This window comes from Gordonia phosphorivorans (assembly GCF_042432625.1).
In the GTDB taxonomy this organism is placed as follows: domain Bacteria; phylum Actinomycetota; class Actinomycetes; order Mycobacteriales; family Mycobacteriaceae; genus Gordonia; species Gordonia phosphorivorans.
Map to the genome: position 1 here is coordinate 58,023 of NZ_JBHLWV010000015.1, position 15,061 is coordinate 73,083.

General features: G+C 68.4%; 13 protein-coding genes and 1 riboswitch. Of the genes, 5 read left to right on the forward strand and 8 right to left on the reverse strand.

The features are described from left to right. Positions 1–3: 3 nt before the first annotated feature. A complete protein-coding gene (locus ACFFJD_RS05820) occupies positions 4–990 on the forward strand; it encodes an ABC transporter substrate-binding protein (RefSeq protein ID WP_382362089.1) in 987 nt (328 codons plus the stop codon). Positions 991–1,149: 159 nt separating this feature from the next. On the opposite strand, the gene ACFFJD_RS05825 is transcribed toward ACFFJD_RS05820, so the two are convergent. Next, complete coding sequence (locus ACFFJD_RS05825; protein ID WP_382362091.1) at positions 1,150–2,538, reverse strand: HNH endonuclease signature motif containing protein; 1,389 nt, start codon at positions 2,536–2,538, stop codon at positions 1,150–1,152. Positions 2,539–2,890: 352 nt separating this feature from the next. After that, a complete protein-coding gene (locus tag ACFFJD_RS05830) occupies positions 2,891–3,712 on the reverse strand; it encodes an MTB12 C-terminal domain-containing protein (protein ID WP_382362093.1) in 822 nt (273 codons plus the stop codon). 166 nt (positions 3,713–3,878) lie between these two features. On the opposite strand from ACFFJD_RS05830, the gene ACFFJD_RS05835 reads away from it, so the two are divergent. From ACFFJD_RS05835 to thiD, 4 genes are all read left to right on the forward strand, one after another. Continuing rightward, entirely contained in the window at positions 3,879–4,223 is a 345-nt protein-coding gene (locus ACFFJD_RS05835) for a GNAT family N-acetyltransferase (protein ID WP_382362095.1), read from the forward strand. 51 nt (positions 4,224–4,274) lie between these two features. Continuing rightward, positions 4,275–5,024: a siderophore-interacting protein gene (locus tag ACFFJD_RS05840; protein ID WP_382362097.1), complete on the forward strand. Its 750-nt coding sequence runs from the start codon at positions 4,275–4,277 to the stop codon at positions 5,022–5,024. A gap of 59 nt (positions 5,025–5,083) precedes the next feature. Next, positions 5,084–5,197: riboswitch (TPP riboswitch) on the forward strand. Continuing rightward, positions 5,189–6,775 (forward strand): phosphomethylpyrimidine synthase ThiC, encoded by a 1,587-nt coding sequence (gene thiC / locus ACFFJD_RS05845; RefSeq protein ID WP_382362099.1) that lies wholly within the window; start codon positions 5,189–5,191, stop codon positions 6,773–6,775. (Overlaps the previous riboswitch by 9 nt.) A 47-nt stretch (positions 6,776–6,822) precedes the next feature. After that, entirely contained in the window at positions 6,823–7,626 is an 804-nt protein-coding gene (gene thiD, locus ACFFJD_RS05850; protein ID WP_382362151.1) for a bifunctional hydroxymethylpyrimidine kinase/phosphomethylpyrimidine kinase, read from the forward strand. On the opposite strand, the gene ACFFJD_RS05855 is transcribed toward thiD, so the two are convergent. The 6 genes from ACFFJD_RS05855 to ACFFJD_RS05880 form a co-directional block, all read right to left on the reverse strand. Further along, entirely contained in the window at positions 7,586–8,638 is a 1,053-nt protein-coding gene (locus tag ACFFJD_RS05855; protein WP_382362101.1) for a helix-turn-helix transcriptional regulator, read from the reverse strand. The genes thiD and ACFFJD_RS05855 overlap by 41 nt on opposite strands. Then, entirely contained in the window at positions 8,616–9,311 is a 696-nt protein-coding gene (locus ACFFJD_RS05860; protein ID WP_382362102.1) for a hypothetical protein, read from the reverse strand. The genes ACFFJD_RS05855 and ACFFJD_RS05860 overlap by 23 nt, the downstream gene beginning before the upstream one ends. An 80-nt stretch (positions 9,312–9,391) precedes the next feature. Then, positions 9,392–10,762 (reverse strand): glutamate decarboxylase, encoded by a 1,371-nt coding sequence (gene gad / locus ACFFJD_RS05865; RefSeq protein WP_382362104.1) that lies wholly within the window; start codon positions 10,760–10,762, stop codon positions 9,392–9,394. 61 nt (positions 10,763–10,823) lie between these two features. After that, positions 10,824–12,704 carry a YhgE/Pip family protein gene (locus ACFFJD_RS05870; protein WP_382362153.1) on the reverse strand — a complete coding sequence of 627 codons (1,881 nt, stop codon included), beginning with the start codon at positions 12,702–12,704 and terminating at the stop codon, positions 10,824–10,826. 2 nt (positions 12,705–12,706) lie between these two features. Then, positions 12,707–13,459: an ATP-binding cassette domain-containing protein gene (locus tag ACFFJD_RS05875; protein WP_382362106.1), complete on the reverse strand. Its 753-nt coding sequence runs from the start codon at positions 13,457–13,459 to the stop codon at positions 12,707–12,709. A gap of 174 nt (positions 13,460–13,633) precedes the next feature. Further along, a complete protein-coding gene (locus ACFFJD_RS05880) occupies positions 13,634–14,836 on the reverse strand; it encodes an alpha/beta hydrolase family protein (protein WP_382362155.1) in 1,203 nt (400 codons plus the stop codon). Positions 14,837–15,061: the final 225 nt, after the last annotated feature.

The following is a 15,061-nucleotide window of genomic DNA, read 5'->3' on the forward strand; positions in this document are numbered from 1 at the left end:
GCAATGATAGTGAGAACACGCCGTCGCCTCGGCGTCGCCGCCGCAGCAGCCCTCGCCCTTGCCGCAATCCTCGCGCTCTCCGGGTGCAGCGCCCCCGCGGAGGAGTCCTCGGCCGGTGGCGTCGTGCAGGTGAACACGCCGCAGGGTCCGGTGACCATCAACGGCACGCCCACGCGCATCGTCACCCTCGGCGGCCAGTGGATCGACACGGCACTGGCCTTCGGCGTGACGCCGGTGGCGTACCTGGACCAGAACGAGATCCTGACGAAGAAGGCCTCCCCCTGGGTGGGCGACAAGCTGGCCGGATCCACCGCGCTGGGCACCGAGAACCTGGTCGCCGAGATCGCCAAGGCCCGACCCGACGTGATCCTCGCCGAGGGTTTCATGGCCACCTCGCAGCCGGAGACCTTCGCCAAGATTCGCGAGCTGGCTCCGACCATCCCCGGCGTCACCGGCAAGCAGGTGGACCCGTGGTCCGACCTGGTCACCCTGTTCGGCACCATCACCGGCAAGACGGACGAGGCCACCGCGATCATCGATCGGGTCAACGGTGCGATCGATCAGGTGAAGACCGACCTCCCCGGCCTGGCGGGCAAGACCTACTCGCTGGCGTACATGTATTCCAGCGACCAGATTCAGGTGATGGCCGATCCGTCCGACGGCGCGGGCGCACTGTTCGGGCAGCTCGGCATGAAGGTGGCCCCCGCCCTCGCCGCCCAGTTCGCCAAGAACGGGCAGCCGCGCTTTCCGATCTCCACCGAGAACGTTCCCCTGCTCGAGGCCGACTACCTGGTAGTGACCACCGGCAACGAGGCGATGGCTGAGCAGCTGCGCAAGCTGCCCGGCTACTCGTCGCTCACCGCGGTGCGCGACGGCAGCGTCAGCGATCTCACCGTGACCGAGATCGGCGGCCTCAACCAGCCCACGCCGCTGTCCATCCCCTACCTGCTGGAACAGATCCGTCCGCAGCTCAACCGCGTCGCCGCCTGACCCGGCACCGCCCACCGCGGTCACCGAGCTCTCGCGCCCTGGGGGCGGCCTGGGTGGTCCCCGTGACCACCCGGGCCCGCCCCGCGAGGCAGGCACACTATGAAATTTTCAAATAACACATCGCGTCGGGAACCGCTCCCGGCACTGGTTTCACGCGCCTCACGCGGCGCTGGCCGACAAGGTCAAGGTCCGTCGCGCATTCGACCGAACAGGTTCACGACGACGCTTCGGATGGTCGGGATCGGCGGGCGGGGTGAACCACGGCTGCCGATCACGGCCGATGAAGACTTCCCACCCACCGTGATGAATCACCGTGTGGTGCCGGCGGCAGAGCAGGACACCGTTGTCCAAACTCGTCACCCCGCCATGCTCCCAATGCTCGACGTGGTGTCCGTCGCACCAGGACGGAGGCACCCCGCAACCGGGGAAGGCGCAACCACGGTCGCGCAGCACCAGGGCTTTACGGATTCCCGGGGTGAACAGTCGCTTCTCCCGGCCGACATTCAGCGGCACACCGTTGTCGTCGAGCAGCGCCAACGCCACCGACGCCTCGCACATGATCAGCTCCGCCGTGCGTGCCGAGATCGGTCCGCCGAAACCGAGCCACGGTACGGCGGCGCGGTCCTCGGACATCGGGATTGAGATTGCCTGTCCCGCAACGGAATCCAGTACTTGCCCGTTGATCACGACCGCCGCTGGCACCGACAACGTCACGTGCGGCAGCACTCCGCCGGATTCGGGTCGTTCGGAATGAGACAGATACGTGCGAATCACCTGAGCCATCGCGTCGGCGCGCCGCCGCTTGGCAGACCGCCGATCCGCAGAACCGTCCGGTTCGGGCACCGGCCGCGTCAACGGATCCAACGCCGCACTCAGTTCCTCGGCCGCCACGATGTCGAAGTCGATCGTCACCGCCACGCGGCCGTCGTCCGTGCGGTTGAGGGTCATCTCATTCAGGTCGTCACGCTCAGCGACCGGAACCTCCCCGTCCGCCGGAACCTCCGGTGCCAACTTGATCGCCCACGCCCGAGCCTTCTCCCTCACCCGCGCCGGCGAGGTCTGCACCATCAACGAATGCACGATCTTCCGACGATCGTCGTCGGACAGCTCCACCCGATCCGCCACGTGCCCGAGTCCGCTCGCCACGGCATCACCGTGTTCCGCCGACACCGCCCCATCGCGCAATCCGCGGATCACCGGCACAAGGTGCTCGTCGGCGATCGCCTGCCCGAGCCGCGCGGCGCGGTAAGCCACAGCCGGCGCCGCACCGAGTTCGGCGAGGATCGCCGCGGCGGACCGCACATGCTTCCGGGCAGGTAGTCCGACGCGTTCAACCGCGGCGCACGCCGCCACAACGGAATGGTCGACCACATTGCGCAACCGCAGAAACGCCGCGGTCACCGCCAGCAACTCGCGGTCATCGTCCACCGCCCGCGCGCGGGCCAGGAACTGTCCGAGATTCGCCGGCGTATCGATGTCGGCACCGACGGGGATAGTGAGTTCATCGCTCAGCAGATCGGCGAAGGCGGTGAGAGTTACTGCGTCCATGACGCCCACTCCTCAGGTTGCGAGAAGCCAATAGCGGTGGAACCGGTCGAGCTGGCGACGATCGGTCACCCGGCCACTCAAGCTCCGAGAGTTATGTTCCGCGAGGTCGGGGCTCCTAGCCCCTCCCCCTACGTCTATGATACGCCTCACATCTATTGAGAACAATAGTGCTAGCCGAGTTTGTTCGCCGCCTCGCCGGTTCGACGACGGCACCTCAGCGACCTACGACGTCATATAGACGTCGTGGAGCGCCACAGTGCCGTCGTTGCACTCCGGCGTCCGTCGACCCCGGCGTCCGTCGGCGCCGCGTCCGGGTCCCGACGCACCCGCACCCGCACCGCCTCCGCTGGCTTCAGCGCAGGTTGCAGGGCGTCTGCGAGTAGGCCGCCAATTCGCACACCGACTTGTTGCTCAGCTTCCACCGACCGTCGGCCCACACCCAGCGCAGCGTGGAGTAGGTCGGCGCGTATCCCGGCGCGGTCAGCTTGAACCGCGCCGTGGCCGTGTTGGCGTTCTGCGTGACCGGCCCGACCAACGAATAGCCGACACCGACGCCGCGGAACTGCTCGGCCAGCCGGAACTGGTTGTTCACCGGCGTGACGGCCGCGGTGCCGCCCTCCAGGAGCTTGGCCTTCTCGGCCGTGGAGGCGCCGCCGCCCAGCACCGCCATGTCCGACTGGAATCCGCCCAGAGTGGGCGCGGTGGGACCGCCCGCGGCCGCGGGAGCAGAGGCCGCAGGAGTCCCGGCATCGCTGGCCGTCGGCCCCGCGCCCGCCGGCCCCTCCCCCGCAGCCGCCGTGTCCGGCGCTGCAGCGGTCGACGATTCGAGGACGGTCGGGGCGGCGACCTGGGGCGCCGCCACGGGAGCCGTGGCGGCGCCCAGGTTCACCACGGTCGGGGTCGTCGCGGCCACCTCGCTGCGCTGTCCGACATCGGTGAGCAGCAGCCCGACCAGCCCGATGGCCAGCACGATCGCCGAAACAATGGCCGAGACGCCACCCGCAGCCAGGACGGTCGGCCAATCCACGCCGCGGCCGCGCCGCGATCGGGCGGCACCGGCCTCGACCTCCGAGCCGGCCGACTCGGTCCCGCCAGCCCCGTCCCCATCGGCCCCGTCCCCATCGACCCCGTACTCGTCGACCCCGTACTGGATGTCCTCGTTCGCGCTCTCCACGCCGCCTTCTCCCGAAATCTCGACTGCTCCCCGACACCCACTCGGGTGAAGTTAGGTGAGTCTAACCTCACGAAATCGAACTCGTGACTCAGTTGTGACAGGAGTTACTTGAGATGTCTGCAGAGTCGGGCTACACCTGGTGTGAGACATCTCACAGGAGGACGACATGCACAGGAAACACCGGCGCATCAGACCGCCCCAATCGGCGCGCGCCATCTTGCAGCAGATCTCCGAGGTGGTCCACAATCCGATCCGCGACCGCTTCGAACTATGGGTGGCCGGCGACCTGGTCGGCGTCCTGAGCTACGCGGTCGACACCGAAGCCCAGCCGCCCACCGCGACGATCCTGCACACCGTTCTCTACGACGAATACAGCGGACACGGCTTGGCTACCCGACTCACCGACGGCGCACTGGCCTTCATGCGCACCAACGGGCTGCGCGTGCGGCCGGTATGCAGCTTCACCCGCCACTACCTGCACACCCACCCCGGCGCCGCGGCGGTCGCCTGAATCAACTAATTAGCTTAGGCTTACCTCGTTAATGCGACGAGGGAGATGAGCATGTCCACCGAGACCAAGGGCCGCGGCTGGCAGGGTGCCGTGATGAAGCTGATGGGCGCCGACGATTTCGAGATCACCGTGACCGGCACCCGCACCATCACCGACCACTATCTACGCCTCAGTTTCACCGGAGGTGGGCTCCTGGCCCGTATCGACGTGCACCCGACCATGTGGGTGCGCGGCTGGTTCTCCGCCGACGGCTCGCTGCACCAGCGCGGCTACACGCTGATCGACCCCGATCCGGCCGCCGACACCTTCGACATCGAGTTCGCCCTGCACGACGGCACGGCCGCGAACTGGGCCCGCGCCGCCCGGCCCGGCGACACCCTCTCGGTGACCGTCATCGGCAGCGACTTCCAGATCCCCGAACCGACACCGGCGGGATGGCTGATCGCCGCCGACACCGCCTCGCTTCCGGCGGTGAACTCGCTGCTCGACGCCCTGGCCGCCGCCGACGACCCGGCCCCCGCGCGCATCTGGTTCGAGTACCAGCACGAGAGCGATCGCACCCTGCCGGTGCACCTGCGACCGCAGGACACCATCGCGTGGATCGCCCGCGCGAACGACGGCGCCGCCCTGGTCGACGCGGTGCGCGCGGACCGCTTCGATGCGTCCGGACAGCACGGCTGGGTGGCCCTGGACAGCAAGAGCACCCGCGCGGTGACCGGGATCCTCCGCACCGACTTCGGGCTGGGCCGCAAGAACGTCAAGTCGATGGCCTACTGGAAGGTGGGCAAACCCTACGCCTGACTCGGTGGCTCGGGCCGGTGTGGCATCTCGCCGCGCCGTACGCGTAGGCTCTGGCACACAACTGCACACACGGGGGCTCTTGCGATACCGAGGGCTGAGAGGGCGACAGGCGGTCGCCGACCGTACGAACCTGTCCGGATAATGCCGGCGTAGGGAGTCTCTCCATGAGCACATCTGTCAATTCCGCTGTTTCCGCCTGCCCGGAATCGGGCGACCTCGGCGTCACCCACGGCCCCATCGAGGGCAGCACCAAGCGCTACCTCGACCGCGACGGCCTGCGCATCCCGCAGCGTCGGGTCCACCTGACCAACGGCGAACACCTGGACCTGTACGACACGTCCGGCCCGTACACCGACGCCGACGCCGACCTCGACCTGGAACGCGGACTGCCGCCGACCCGCGCGAACTGGCGGCGCCCCGAACCCGTCGACGGCGCCGCCACCCAGCTGGCGTGGGCCCGGGCGGGTGTGATCACCGATGAGATGCGCTTCGTCGCCGCCCGCGAAGGCTACGACGCGGAGCTGGTGCGCAGCGAGGTGGCGGCCGGCCGCGCGGTGATCCCGGCCAACCGCTGCCACCCCGAATCCGAGCCGATGATCATCGGCAAGGCCTTCGCCGTGAAGATCAACGCCAACATCGGCAACTCCGCGGTCACCTCGTCGATCGCCGAGGAGGTGGAGAAGATGGTGTGGGCCACCCGCTGGGGCGCCGACACCATCATGGATCTGTCCACCGGCAAGGACATCCACCTGACCCGCGAATGGATCGTGCGCAACTCGCCGGTGCCGGTGGGTACGGTCCCGATCTACCAGGCCTTGGAGAAGGTGGGCGGCGACCCCACGGCCCTGACCTGGGAGCTCTACCGGGACACCGTGATCGAGCAGGCCGAGCAGGGCGTGGACTACATGACCGTGCACGCCGGCGTCCTGCGCGCACACATCCCGCTGACCGCCCAGCGCGTCACCGGCATCGTCTCCCGCGGCGGCGCCATCATGGCGGCCTGGTGCATGGAGCACCGCACCGAGTCGTTCCTGTACACCCACTTCGCCGAGCTGTGCGAGATCTTCGCCCGGTACGACATCACGTTCTCCCTCGGCGACGGCCTGCGCCCCGGCTCCATCGCCGACGCCAACGACGCCGCGCAGTTCGCCGAGCTGCGCACCCTCGGCGAACTCACCGCGATCGCCAAGAGCCACGGCGTGCAGGTGATGATCGAGGGCCCCGGCCACGTCCCGATGCACAAGATCACCGAGAACGTGCGCCTCGAGGAAGAGCTGTGCGAGGAGGCCCCGTTCTACACGCTCGGGCCGCTGGCCACCGACATCGCGCCCGCCTACGACCACATCACCTCGGCCATCGGCGCGGCGATGATCGCGCAGGCCGGGACCGCCATGCTCTGCTACGTCACCCCGAAGGAACACCTGGGGCTGCCGAACCGGGACGACGTCAAGACCGGCGTGATCGCCTACAAGATCGCCGCCCACGCCGCCGACCTGGCCAAGGGGCATCCCCGCGCGCAGCAGCGGGACGACGCCCTGTCCCGGGCCCGGTTCGAGTTCCGGTGGACCGACCAGTTCAACCTGTCCCTGGATCCGGACACCGCGCGCGAGTTCCACGACGAGACCCTGCCCGCCGAACCAGCCAAGACCGCACACTTCTGCTCCATGTGCGGGCCCAAGTTCTGCTCGATGCGCATCTCCGCGGACGTGCGGAAGGCGGCCACCGTAGACCTGACGCTGGGCGCGCCGTGACCGCACCCCTGCCCCTGGCGCCACCCGCCCAGACCCCGCACCGGGTGATGACCGTCGCGGGCTCGGACTCCGGCGGCGGCGCCGGCATCCAGGCCGACCTGCGCACCTTCGCCCTCACCGGGGTGCACGGCTGCGTCGCCGTCACCGCGGTGACGGTGCAGAACTCGCTGGGGGTGACCGGTTTCGCCGAGATCGCCCCGGAGGTGGTCGCCGCGCAGATCTCCGCGGTCACCTCCGACATCGGCGTCGAGGCCGTCAAGACCGGCATGCTGGCCTCCGCGGCCATCATCGAGGCCATCGACGATGCCTTCGCCGCCGCCGGCATCGGCCGGGCGGGTATCCCGCTGGTGGTCGATCCGGTGGCCGCGTCGATGCACGGCGACGCGCTCCTGGTGGAGTCGGCGCTGGAGGCCCTGGCCGGGCGGATGTTCCCGCGCGCCACCCTGGTGACCCCGAACCTGGACGAGGTCCGGCTCCTCACCGGCATCGACGTGGTCGACGCGGCCACCCAGGAGCGGGCGGCCCGGGCACTGCATCGTCTCGGACCGGCCTGCGTGCTGGTCAAGGGCGGTCACCTGCGCGGCCACCAGCACAGCCCCGACCTGCTGTTCGACGGCACCGACTTCCGCCGCTACGATGCCGTCCGCGTGGACACCCCGCACGATCACGGCGCAGGCGACACGCTGGCGGCCGCCACCACCGCGGCCCTCGCGCACGGGCGGTCGGTGCCCGAGGCGGTGGGCTTCGCCAAGGAGTGGGTCACCCGCTCGTTGACCGCCGCCTATCCGCTCGGCGCCGGGCACGGCCCGGTCAGTCCGTTATGGCGTCTGTCGGCACCGGAAGACCGCTGAGAAGCGCCGCCCGATACTCGGTGGGGCCGATCCCGACGCGCGTGCGGAACCGGTTCCGGAAGGTGGCCACCGACGCGAACCCGGTGCGCCGGGCCACCGCGCCGATCGGTGTCTGCGGCTGCGAATTCAGCAGGTCGATGGCGGCCTCGATGCGGCGTTCGGCGATCCGCGCGGCCAACGACTGGCCGGACGCCTCGAAGTACCGGTAGATCTGCCGGCGCGACAGGTGCAGGTCGGCGGCGATCATGTCCACGCCGAACTCGACGTCGGAATAGCGGCGCTCGATCACGTCGAGCACCGCCTCCCGCACCAGCAGCGGGTTGTCGGTGAGGGACGAACTGGTGCCGGTGAGCTCGCCCAGCGCGGACACGATCACCTCCACCACCGCCTCCTCGGTCTCCGCGCTCGGGTTCGGCTCCACGCCGATGGCCGTCGGGACCGCAAAGCTGGTGATGAAGGCCGCGGTGGCCCGCGCCAGCACGCTGCCGGAGACGAACGGCTGCCAGCTCCGCTCGATCGCCCGACTGTTGCGGCCCAGCAGCTCGCGCGGGATCACCACGCCGACCGAGTCCACCGGACCGTCGGACATCAGCAGGTGGGCGGGGCTGTTTCCGGTGAGGATCAACTCGCCGGGACGATAGAGGTGATCACGCGCCCCCGGCTCGACGTAGGTGGCGGCATGATCCAGACAGCTTCCCACCATCAGGTTGTCGCCCAGCCGAAGCCGCTTGTCGTCCTCGGTGAACTCCAGTCGCACCGGGCTGCGCAGCACCGCCACCGACGATTCCATCAGGGTCAGCGGCACCCGATACATCAGCACTTCGAATTCGCGCGGGTCGATCAGCTCGGACGGCTCCACCCCGTAGAAGTCGACGGCCTCGGCGCCCACCCGATGGATGGGCGGGGGCGGAACGTCGACGCCGGCGACACTGCTCAGCCGCGCCTTCCATGCGTCGACCTCGCTCGCGGCGAGCGGTCCACTCGTCGGCTCAGGCGGCAGGTGCCGGGTCATTGTCCGATCGATTCCAGCGCAGGTTCGGCAGCGCGATCGCCGAGGCCAGGAAGAAGCAGATCGCACCCACGAAGGTCCCCCAGTTCGCCAGGTTCGCGTCGACCGCCGAGCCGCTGCCGTAGACGAACGAACCCACCGCGGCGACACCGAATGCGATACAGCCCAGCAGGTTGATCTGTCCCGCCCAGAAGTCCACCTTGCCCGGCGACCACAGGGCGTTTCCGGCGCGCACGAAGGCCAAGATCACGAAACCTCCACTGAGGAGGAACGCCACCGATCCGCCGGCGTCCGGGTTCCAGACCAGGTGCTGCTCACCCTTGACAGTGTGCGTCATCAGCGCCGACGTGGTGCTGACATTGAACAGCAAAGTGCCGAAGAACTGGGTGGACGCCGCCAGCCATTCGGCCCGGAACATCTGCCCCGGCGCATACGAGACCGGCGTCATCATCGAACCGCTGCGCACCAGCTGCACCAACGCGGCCGCGGTGAAGAACCACGCCCCCACGAAGTAGGAGGCGTTCGATGCGGCGGCGCCGGCGGCACTGGCGAACCCCGGCGCCGAACCCAAGGCGAACAGCGTTGAGCCGATGATGAAACCCCAACACTGTTTGGCCAGGGTCGGGGTCAGGAATCGAGCCGTCACGGAGAGCCTTGTCTCGGCTGTATCCACCATCGTTGACATACTCCTTCGACAGCGGTGAGGACGGCGCCGGTCGGGGCGCCGTCCTCACCGGTCCACAGTGATCGGGAAAACTAGTGGTGGAATGCCGCCGAACGCTTCTTGTGCGGCATCGGGCCGTCGAGCGATTCGAGGAAGTCGACCTCGCTCTTCATGTCCGCGAGCAGCTTGGTGGCCAGATCCCGGCTCAGGCCGTTGCGAACCACGATGCGCTGCACGGTGACGTCGGCGAGGTTGTCGGCCAGCGGGTACGCGGGCACCTGCCAGCCCTTCATCCGCAGCCGGTCCTCGAGGTCGTACAGGGTCCAGTTGGGGTTGGCGTCGCGCTTGCGGCGCCACGCGAACACCGGGATGGTGTCACCCTTGCTGACCAGTTCGAACGGCCCCATCTCGGCGATCGCGGCGGACAGGTACTGCGCCACGTCCAGCGAGTTCTGCTGAATGGCGCGGTAGCCTTCGCGACCCAGTCGCAGGAACTGGTAGTACTGCAGCAGCACCTGGGCGCCCGGACGCGAGAAGTTCAGCGCCAGGGTCGGCATGTCGCCGCCCAGGTAGGCGCAATGGAAGATCATGCTCTCGGGCAGTCGTTCCTGGTTGCGCCACACGATCCAGCCGACGCCGGGGTACACGAGACCGAACTTGTGGCCCGAGGTGCTGATGGAGGCGACCCGCTCCACGCGGAAGTCCCACTCGAGATCGGGCTGGCAGAACGGCGCGATCATCGCGCCCGAAGCGCCGTCGACGTGGATCTTCACGTCGAAACCGCTCGCGGCCTGGATCTCGTCGAGCTTGGCCGCGATCTCCTTGACCGGCTCGTAAGCGCCGGTGTAGGTCTGGCCCATGATGGCCACCACGCCGATGGTGTTCTCGTCGACGTACTTCTCCAGGTCGTGACCGTCGAGGTACAGGTGTTCCTCGGTCATCGGCACCCATCGCGGCTCCACCTCGAAGTAGTTGCAGAACTTCTCCCAGCAGACCTGCACGCCGGTGGAGAGGACGATGTTCGGCTTCTCGACGGACTTGCCCGCCGCCTTGCGCGAGGTCTGCCAGTGCCGCTTGAGCGCGAGACCGCCCAGCATGCAGGCCTCCGACGAGCCGATCGTCGAGGTGCCGATGGTGTCGGCCGGATCCGGCAGGTTCCAGAGGTCGCCGAGCATCCGCCAGCAGCGCTCCTCGATGGCGGCGGTGGCCGGGTACTCGTCCTTGTCGATCATGTTCTTGTCGACGGTCTGGGCGTAGAGGAGCTTGGCCTCCTTGTCCATGTACGTGGTCACGAAGGTGGCCAGGTTCAGGCGCGAGTTGCCGTCGAGCATCGCCTCGTCGTGGACGACCTGGTAGGCCGTCGACGGCGAGAGCATGCCCTCGGGGAACTCGTTGCCGGGAAGGCTGGTGGCCTCGCCGTCCTGAGCGAACACCGGAAGTTCGATGCGATCGGTGGCAGTCATTGTCACTCCGTTCTTCAATTGCAGCGGGGCTTGCGGAAGGTACTGCTGTCGGACGGGGGTGTCACACCTCGACCGGCGGGTAGAGACGGTCCATGTTGTATTGACGGTTTCGATGGGCCGCCCACGTGGAGATCGCGAGGAAGACCGCGGTCAGACCGCTGAGGACCGCGATGGCGATCCAGAGGCGGGAATCGATGCCGCCGACGGTGAGCTGACGCAGGCCGTTGACCGTGTAGGTCATCGGATCGACCCAGTGCATCCACTGGAACGGCGTCGCCGTGGTCTGCACCGGATAGATGCCGCCGGCCGAGGTCAGCATGATCATCAGGAAGGCGAGCGTGGTGACACGGCCGACCGCCGCCCCGAGCACGGCGTTGAACATCTGGATCATCGACAGGAACATCGCGACCATCAGGACCATGAAGCCGTAGGTGGCCCACGGATGCACCGCCTTGAGGCCCACCCCGAAGGTGGTGACCAGGTACAGGATCGCAGCCTGCAGGGCACCGACGGCGAGCGTCGGTGCGAAGGAGGCCAGGACCACGCGGAAGGAGTTCAGCCCCTGCGCGATCGGCCGTGCCTGCAGCGGGGTGAACAGCATCCAGGCGATGATGCTGCCGACGAACAGCGCCAGACCGAAGAAGAACGGCGCGAAACCGGTGCCGAAGGTGTCGGCGCGATTCTCGTAGCGTTCCTGCAGCTGCACCGGCTGGCCGAGCACCTTGGCCAGCTGTTCCTGCTGCTGCTTGCTCCAGCTCGGCAGCGCCTGCGCGCCCTTCTCCAGACCGGCCGCCAGCTCGTTGGCGCCCGAACTGAGCTCCCCGAGACCGCTGGCCAGTTCGGCGGTACCGTCACTGAGTTCGGTGACCGCGCCGCGGATGGTCTGAATGTCGTTGACCAGGCCGCCGGACTCGAACAGGGTCAGCAGCGTCCGCAGCGGGCTGCCGGGATTGTTTAGCTGCGCCGCGAGCAGCGCCGAGTCGTTCTCGATCGCGGCCAGGTCGCCCTGGGCGTTGGGGCCCAGACCCTGGGTGCTCAGCATGTTCTGCACCGGATCCAGGGCCGGAGCCAGGGCCCGGACCGCCGGATCGGGGTGTGCCCGCAGCTGCGAGCGGAGCGAGGTGACCGCCCGGTAGGCCTGCGACTGCGTGCTTGCGGCCGCGCCGAGGCGATCGCTGAGGCCGCCGATGTTCTTGCCCAACCGGTCCGCGGTCGCGTTGACCTCGGCCGCGCTCGGGCCGCCCTGATCGTGCTGCTGCGCGGCGGCCAGGAGGGGATCGGTGGCGGACATGACGCCGCCGGCGAGCTCCTGCACACCGCTGTTGAGCTGGTCGGCGCCGCTCTTGGCGGTGACCAGGCCGGCGGCGAGCTCCTCGGCGCCGTCGGCGGCCTCGGTGATCTGACCCAGCATCGGGTCGACGGTGGAGAAGACCACGTCGAAGGTCTGCGCGCCCACCTGGGCGCCGACCATGTTGACCACCTCACCGGCCGCGTCCTGACCGATGATCGTCGCCAGGTAGTTGTTGGCGTCGTTGTAGGTGAAGATCAGGTCCGCGGACTTGGCGTTCCCGCTCATCGGGGAGGCCAGGCTCTCGCTGAAGTCCTCGGGCAGGGTGATCGAGAAGTAGTACTTGCCGCTGGCCACGCCGGCGGCCGCCTCCTCCGGCGACAGCACGTGCAGGTCCAATTCCTTGGACGCGATCAGCCCTTCGGTGACCTGTTGACCGGCCTCGAGCTTGGTGCCCTCCACGGTGGCCCCGCGGTCGGCGTTGACCAACGCCACCGGCAACTTGTTGACCTCGTTGAACGGATTCCAGAACGCCCACAGGTAGAGCGCGCCGTACATCAGCGGCATCAAGATGATGACGATGAGCGCCAGGCGCGGCATGCGACCGCGGTAGTACCGCTTGAAGTCGCTGCCCGGGGAGAACGCCGCAAGCATCTTCACTGGTTCTCATCCTCGCGTTCGAGCCAGACGAACTCGTTGTCCGTCAGATTGGGCACCTCGATCACATCGGTGATGCCTGCGCGCGGCACCACCCCGTTCACGTCGGCGGTGATCACGGTCTGCGTCCGGCCCAGATCGATGAGGCGATCCAGGAACTGTTCGGTACTGCGATGCCGCGTCATGTTGTCGATGCCGCCGACCACCAGCAGCGGCGGGGTGCGGAGGTTGGCCATGGCCACTCGCAGCAGTGCCGCGGTCAGCTCCGGAAGCTCCTCGACGAAGGCGTCGAGAGACGGCAGGGTCAGCGGGCCGAAGACCGGGCGGCACATGCGCTCGAGGTCGTCTTCGGTGCCGACGCCGACGAACTTGTACCAGGGCGCCTGCCAGCGCAGCTGCTCGGTGAGCACGTCGCGGACCCGGATCGTCTGGCCGATGCCGTCGACCTCCTCGATGAAACCGAGGGCGGCGTTGCTGAACAGGTTCTGCGCCTTGTCGGTGGCGCCGAAGGCCGTCAGCGATCCGCTGCTCGGCTTCATCCGGCCGGCCAGCGTCAGCAGCAGGGCCGTACGACCGCGGCCACCGGAGCCGACGAGCACGGTCACGCCGCCCCGCCGGATCCGCAGGTCCACCGGACCGTAGATGTGTCCCCACGAGGCTTTCACGCCGATCCCGTCGGCCTGCAGGAGCAGATCGTCGTCTGACCGAGTCAAAGGGGTGGTGTCCGGGGCCCAGTCAGGGTCGGTCGACATCAGTTGCCTTACTCCTTGCGTACACAGTGGCGGACTACCGAACAGCAGACCGCACTCCGAGGCGAACTTAACCGTTGGAGGGAACTGAACCGGCCGGAATCAGCCGTCGACCGGCTCCGATGACTCAGAATAACCCAAAACCGGCACGATCTGTCGCGCCAGAGGGTCCCTCGGTCAGCGCAGGATCCGAGCCAGCCAGGGCGTGGAGTCCGGCATGGAGGCCAGGACGGCGCTGGAATGATCGTCCTCCGGGTAGACGTGCAGGGTGACCGGCTGGTTGTTGGCCTTCATCTGCGCGTACAGCGACAGTGCCGACGGGGCAGGCACGTCCACGTCGCGCAGCCCCTGACCGAGGAAGATCGGCCGGTCGTACCCGCGGTAGGGGGTCAGCATGTACTGCCGCATCGCCTCGGACAGTCCGGGGATCGACAGCAGGGGCGCGGTGAACCACGTCTTGACGTCGTCACCGGCCAACTGCTGCTTGAGCACCGGGTAGCACGTCGCTAGCCCCTGGCTCATCCGCTTCTTGCCGAGCGGAGTCATCACCCGCTCCAACCGCAGATCCGGCCGGGTGTTGTTCAGTCCGGCCAGGATGTAGGCGGTGTAGGCGTTGAGGCTGCCCGGCAGCGCCACCGGCGGCATGGCCGGTCCCATCAGCTGGTAGAGGTTCTCCAGATTCGCTGGGATACCGGTGGCCACCACACCGCGATAGTCCAGGCCGCGACCCCGGCTGAATTCGGTGGCGTAGCGGGCGCCGTTGAGCGCGGCCGCGGCCCCCTGCGACTGACCGATGATGGCCCAGCGCTTGGAGAGCTCGGCCTCGGCGGGCAACTGCAGCTGACGGGCGGCGACGGTGATGTCGACGATCGAATGCGCCGCGGTCTTGCCGTTGAGGTAGGCCATCACCCCGGGGGTGCCCAGACCCACGTAGTCGGCCGCCACCACCGCGTAGCCCTGGTCGAGCCAATGCCCGAGGTAGGTCACGTCGCGATCGGACCGCGGGTGCGCCGACGGCGTGCACTCGTCGGCCATGCCGACCGTGCCGTGCGCCCACGAGATCACCGGCCAGCCGCCGGCGGGCGCCTTGCCCTTGGGCAGGAACACCGCGCCGGTGCTGGTGGCCATCTTCCCGTGCTGATTCTCGCTGGAGAACTGCACGCGGTAGGCGCTGCCGGCCGCGGGCAGCGTCAACGACGACGACAGCGGCACCTGAGCCATCAGCGTGCCCGCCTTGGCCGGGATCGGGCCAGCGTAGTCGGTGACGTCCAGTCCGGACCAGTCGGGGATGCCGATAGAGACCACGTCGTCGGCGTGCGCCGGAGCGGCGACTGCAGCGGTCGGCAGCGCGATGGCCAGCGCCGAGGCCAGCGCGAGCATCCGGCGACGCCGGGGGGCGGTGATTGTCATGCCCGCACCTAATCAGTCCCGGCGATCGCGCCCGGTCGACTCGGACCCGTTCGGTCCGTTTCTGGCGCTGATCGACCGTTGTCGCGGCACAATTCGCTCGTTGGTCGGCGCCCCGGCGGTGTGTGCACGTTGTACCGTGAACCGAATCGACCACGAACCGATCCGACGCGCCGTCGGACCGTCAGGAGCCTCGCC

Excerpts from the sequence above, each read along its gene's own strand:
- ACFFJD_RS05820 (WP_382362089.1), top strand. The coding sequence starts at position 4 with ATGATAGTGAGAACACGCCGTCGCCTCGGCGTCGCCGCCGCAGCAGCC.
- ACFFJD_RS05825 (WP_382362091.1), bottom strand. The coding sequence starts at position 2,538 with ATGGACGCAGTAACTCTCACCGCCTTCGCCGATCTGCTGAGCGATGAA.
- ACFFJD_RS05835 (WP_382362095.1), top strand. The coding sequence starts at position 3,879 with ATGCACAGGAAACACCGGCGCATCAGACCGCCCCAATCGGCGCGCGCC.
- ACFFJD_RS05840 (WP_382362097.1), top strand. The coding sequence starts at position 4,275 with ATGTCCACCGAGACCAAGGGCCGCGGCTGGCAGGGTGCCGTGATGAAG.
- thiC (WP_382362099.1), top strand. The coding sequence starts at position 5,189 with ATGAGCACATCTGTCAATTCCGCTGTTTCCGCCTGCCCGGAATCGGGC.
- thiD (WP_382362151.1), top strand. The coding sequence starts at position 6,823 with ATGACCGTCGCGGGCTCGGACTCCGGCGGCGGCGCCGGCATCCAGGCC.
- ACFFJD_RS05855 (WP_382362101.1), bottom strand. The coding sequence starts at position 8,638 with ATGACCCGGCACCTGCCGCCTGAGCCGACGAGTGGACCGCTCGCCGCG.
- ACFFJD_RS05860 (WP_382362102.1), bottom strand. The coding sequence starts at position 9,311 with ATGGTGGATACAGCCGAGACAAGGCTCTCCGTGACGGCTCGATTCCTG.
- gad (WP_382362104.1), bottom strand. The coding sequence starts at position 10,762 with ATGACTGCCACCGATCGCATCGAACTTCCGGTGTTCGCTCAGGACGGC.
- ACFFJD_RS05870 (WP_382362153.1), bottom strand. The coding sequence starts at position 12,704 with ATGCTTGCGGCGTTCTCCCCGGGCAGCGACTTCAAGCGGTACTACCGC.
- ACFFJD_RS05875 (WP_382362106.1), bottom strand. The coding sequence starts at position 13,459 with ATGTCGACCGACCCTGACTGGGCCCCGGACACCACCCCTTTGACTCGG.
- ACFFJD_RS05880 (WP_382362155.1), bottom strand. The coding sequence starts at position 14,836 with ATGCTCGCGCTGGCCTCGGCGCTGGCCATCGCGCTGCCGACCGCTGCA.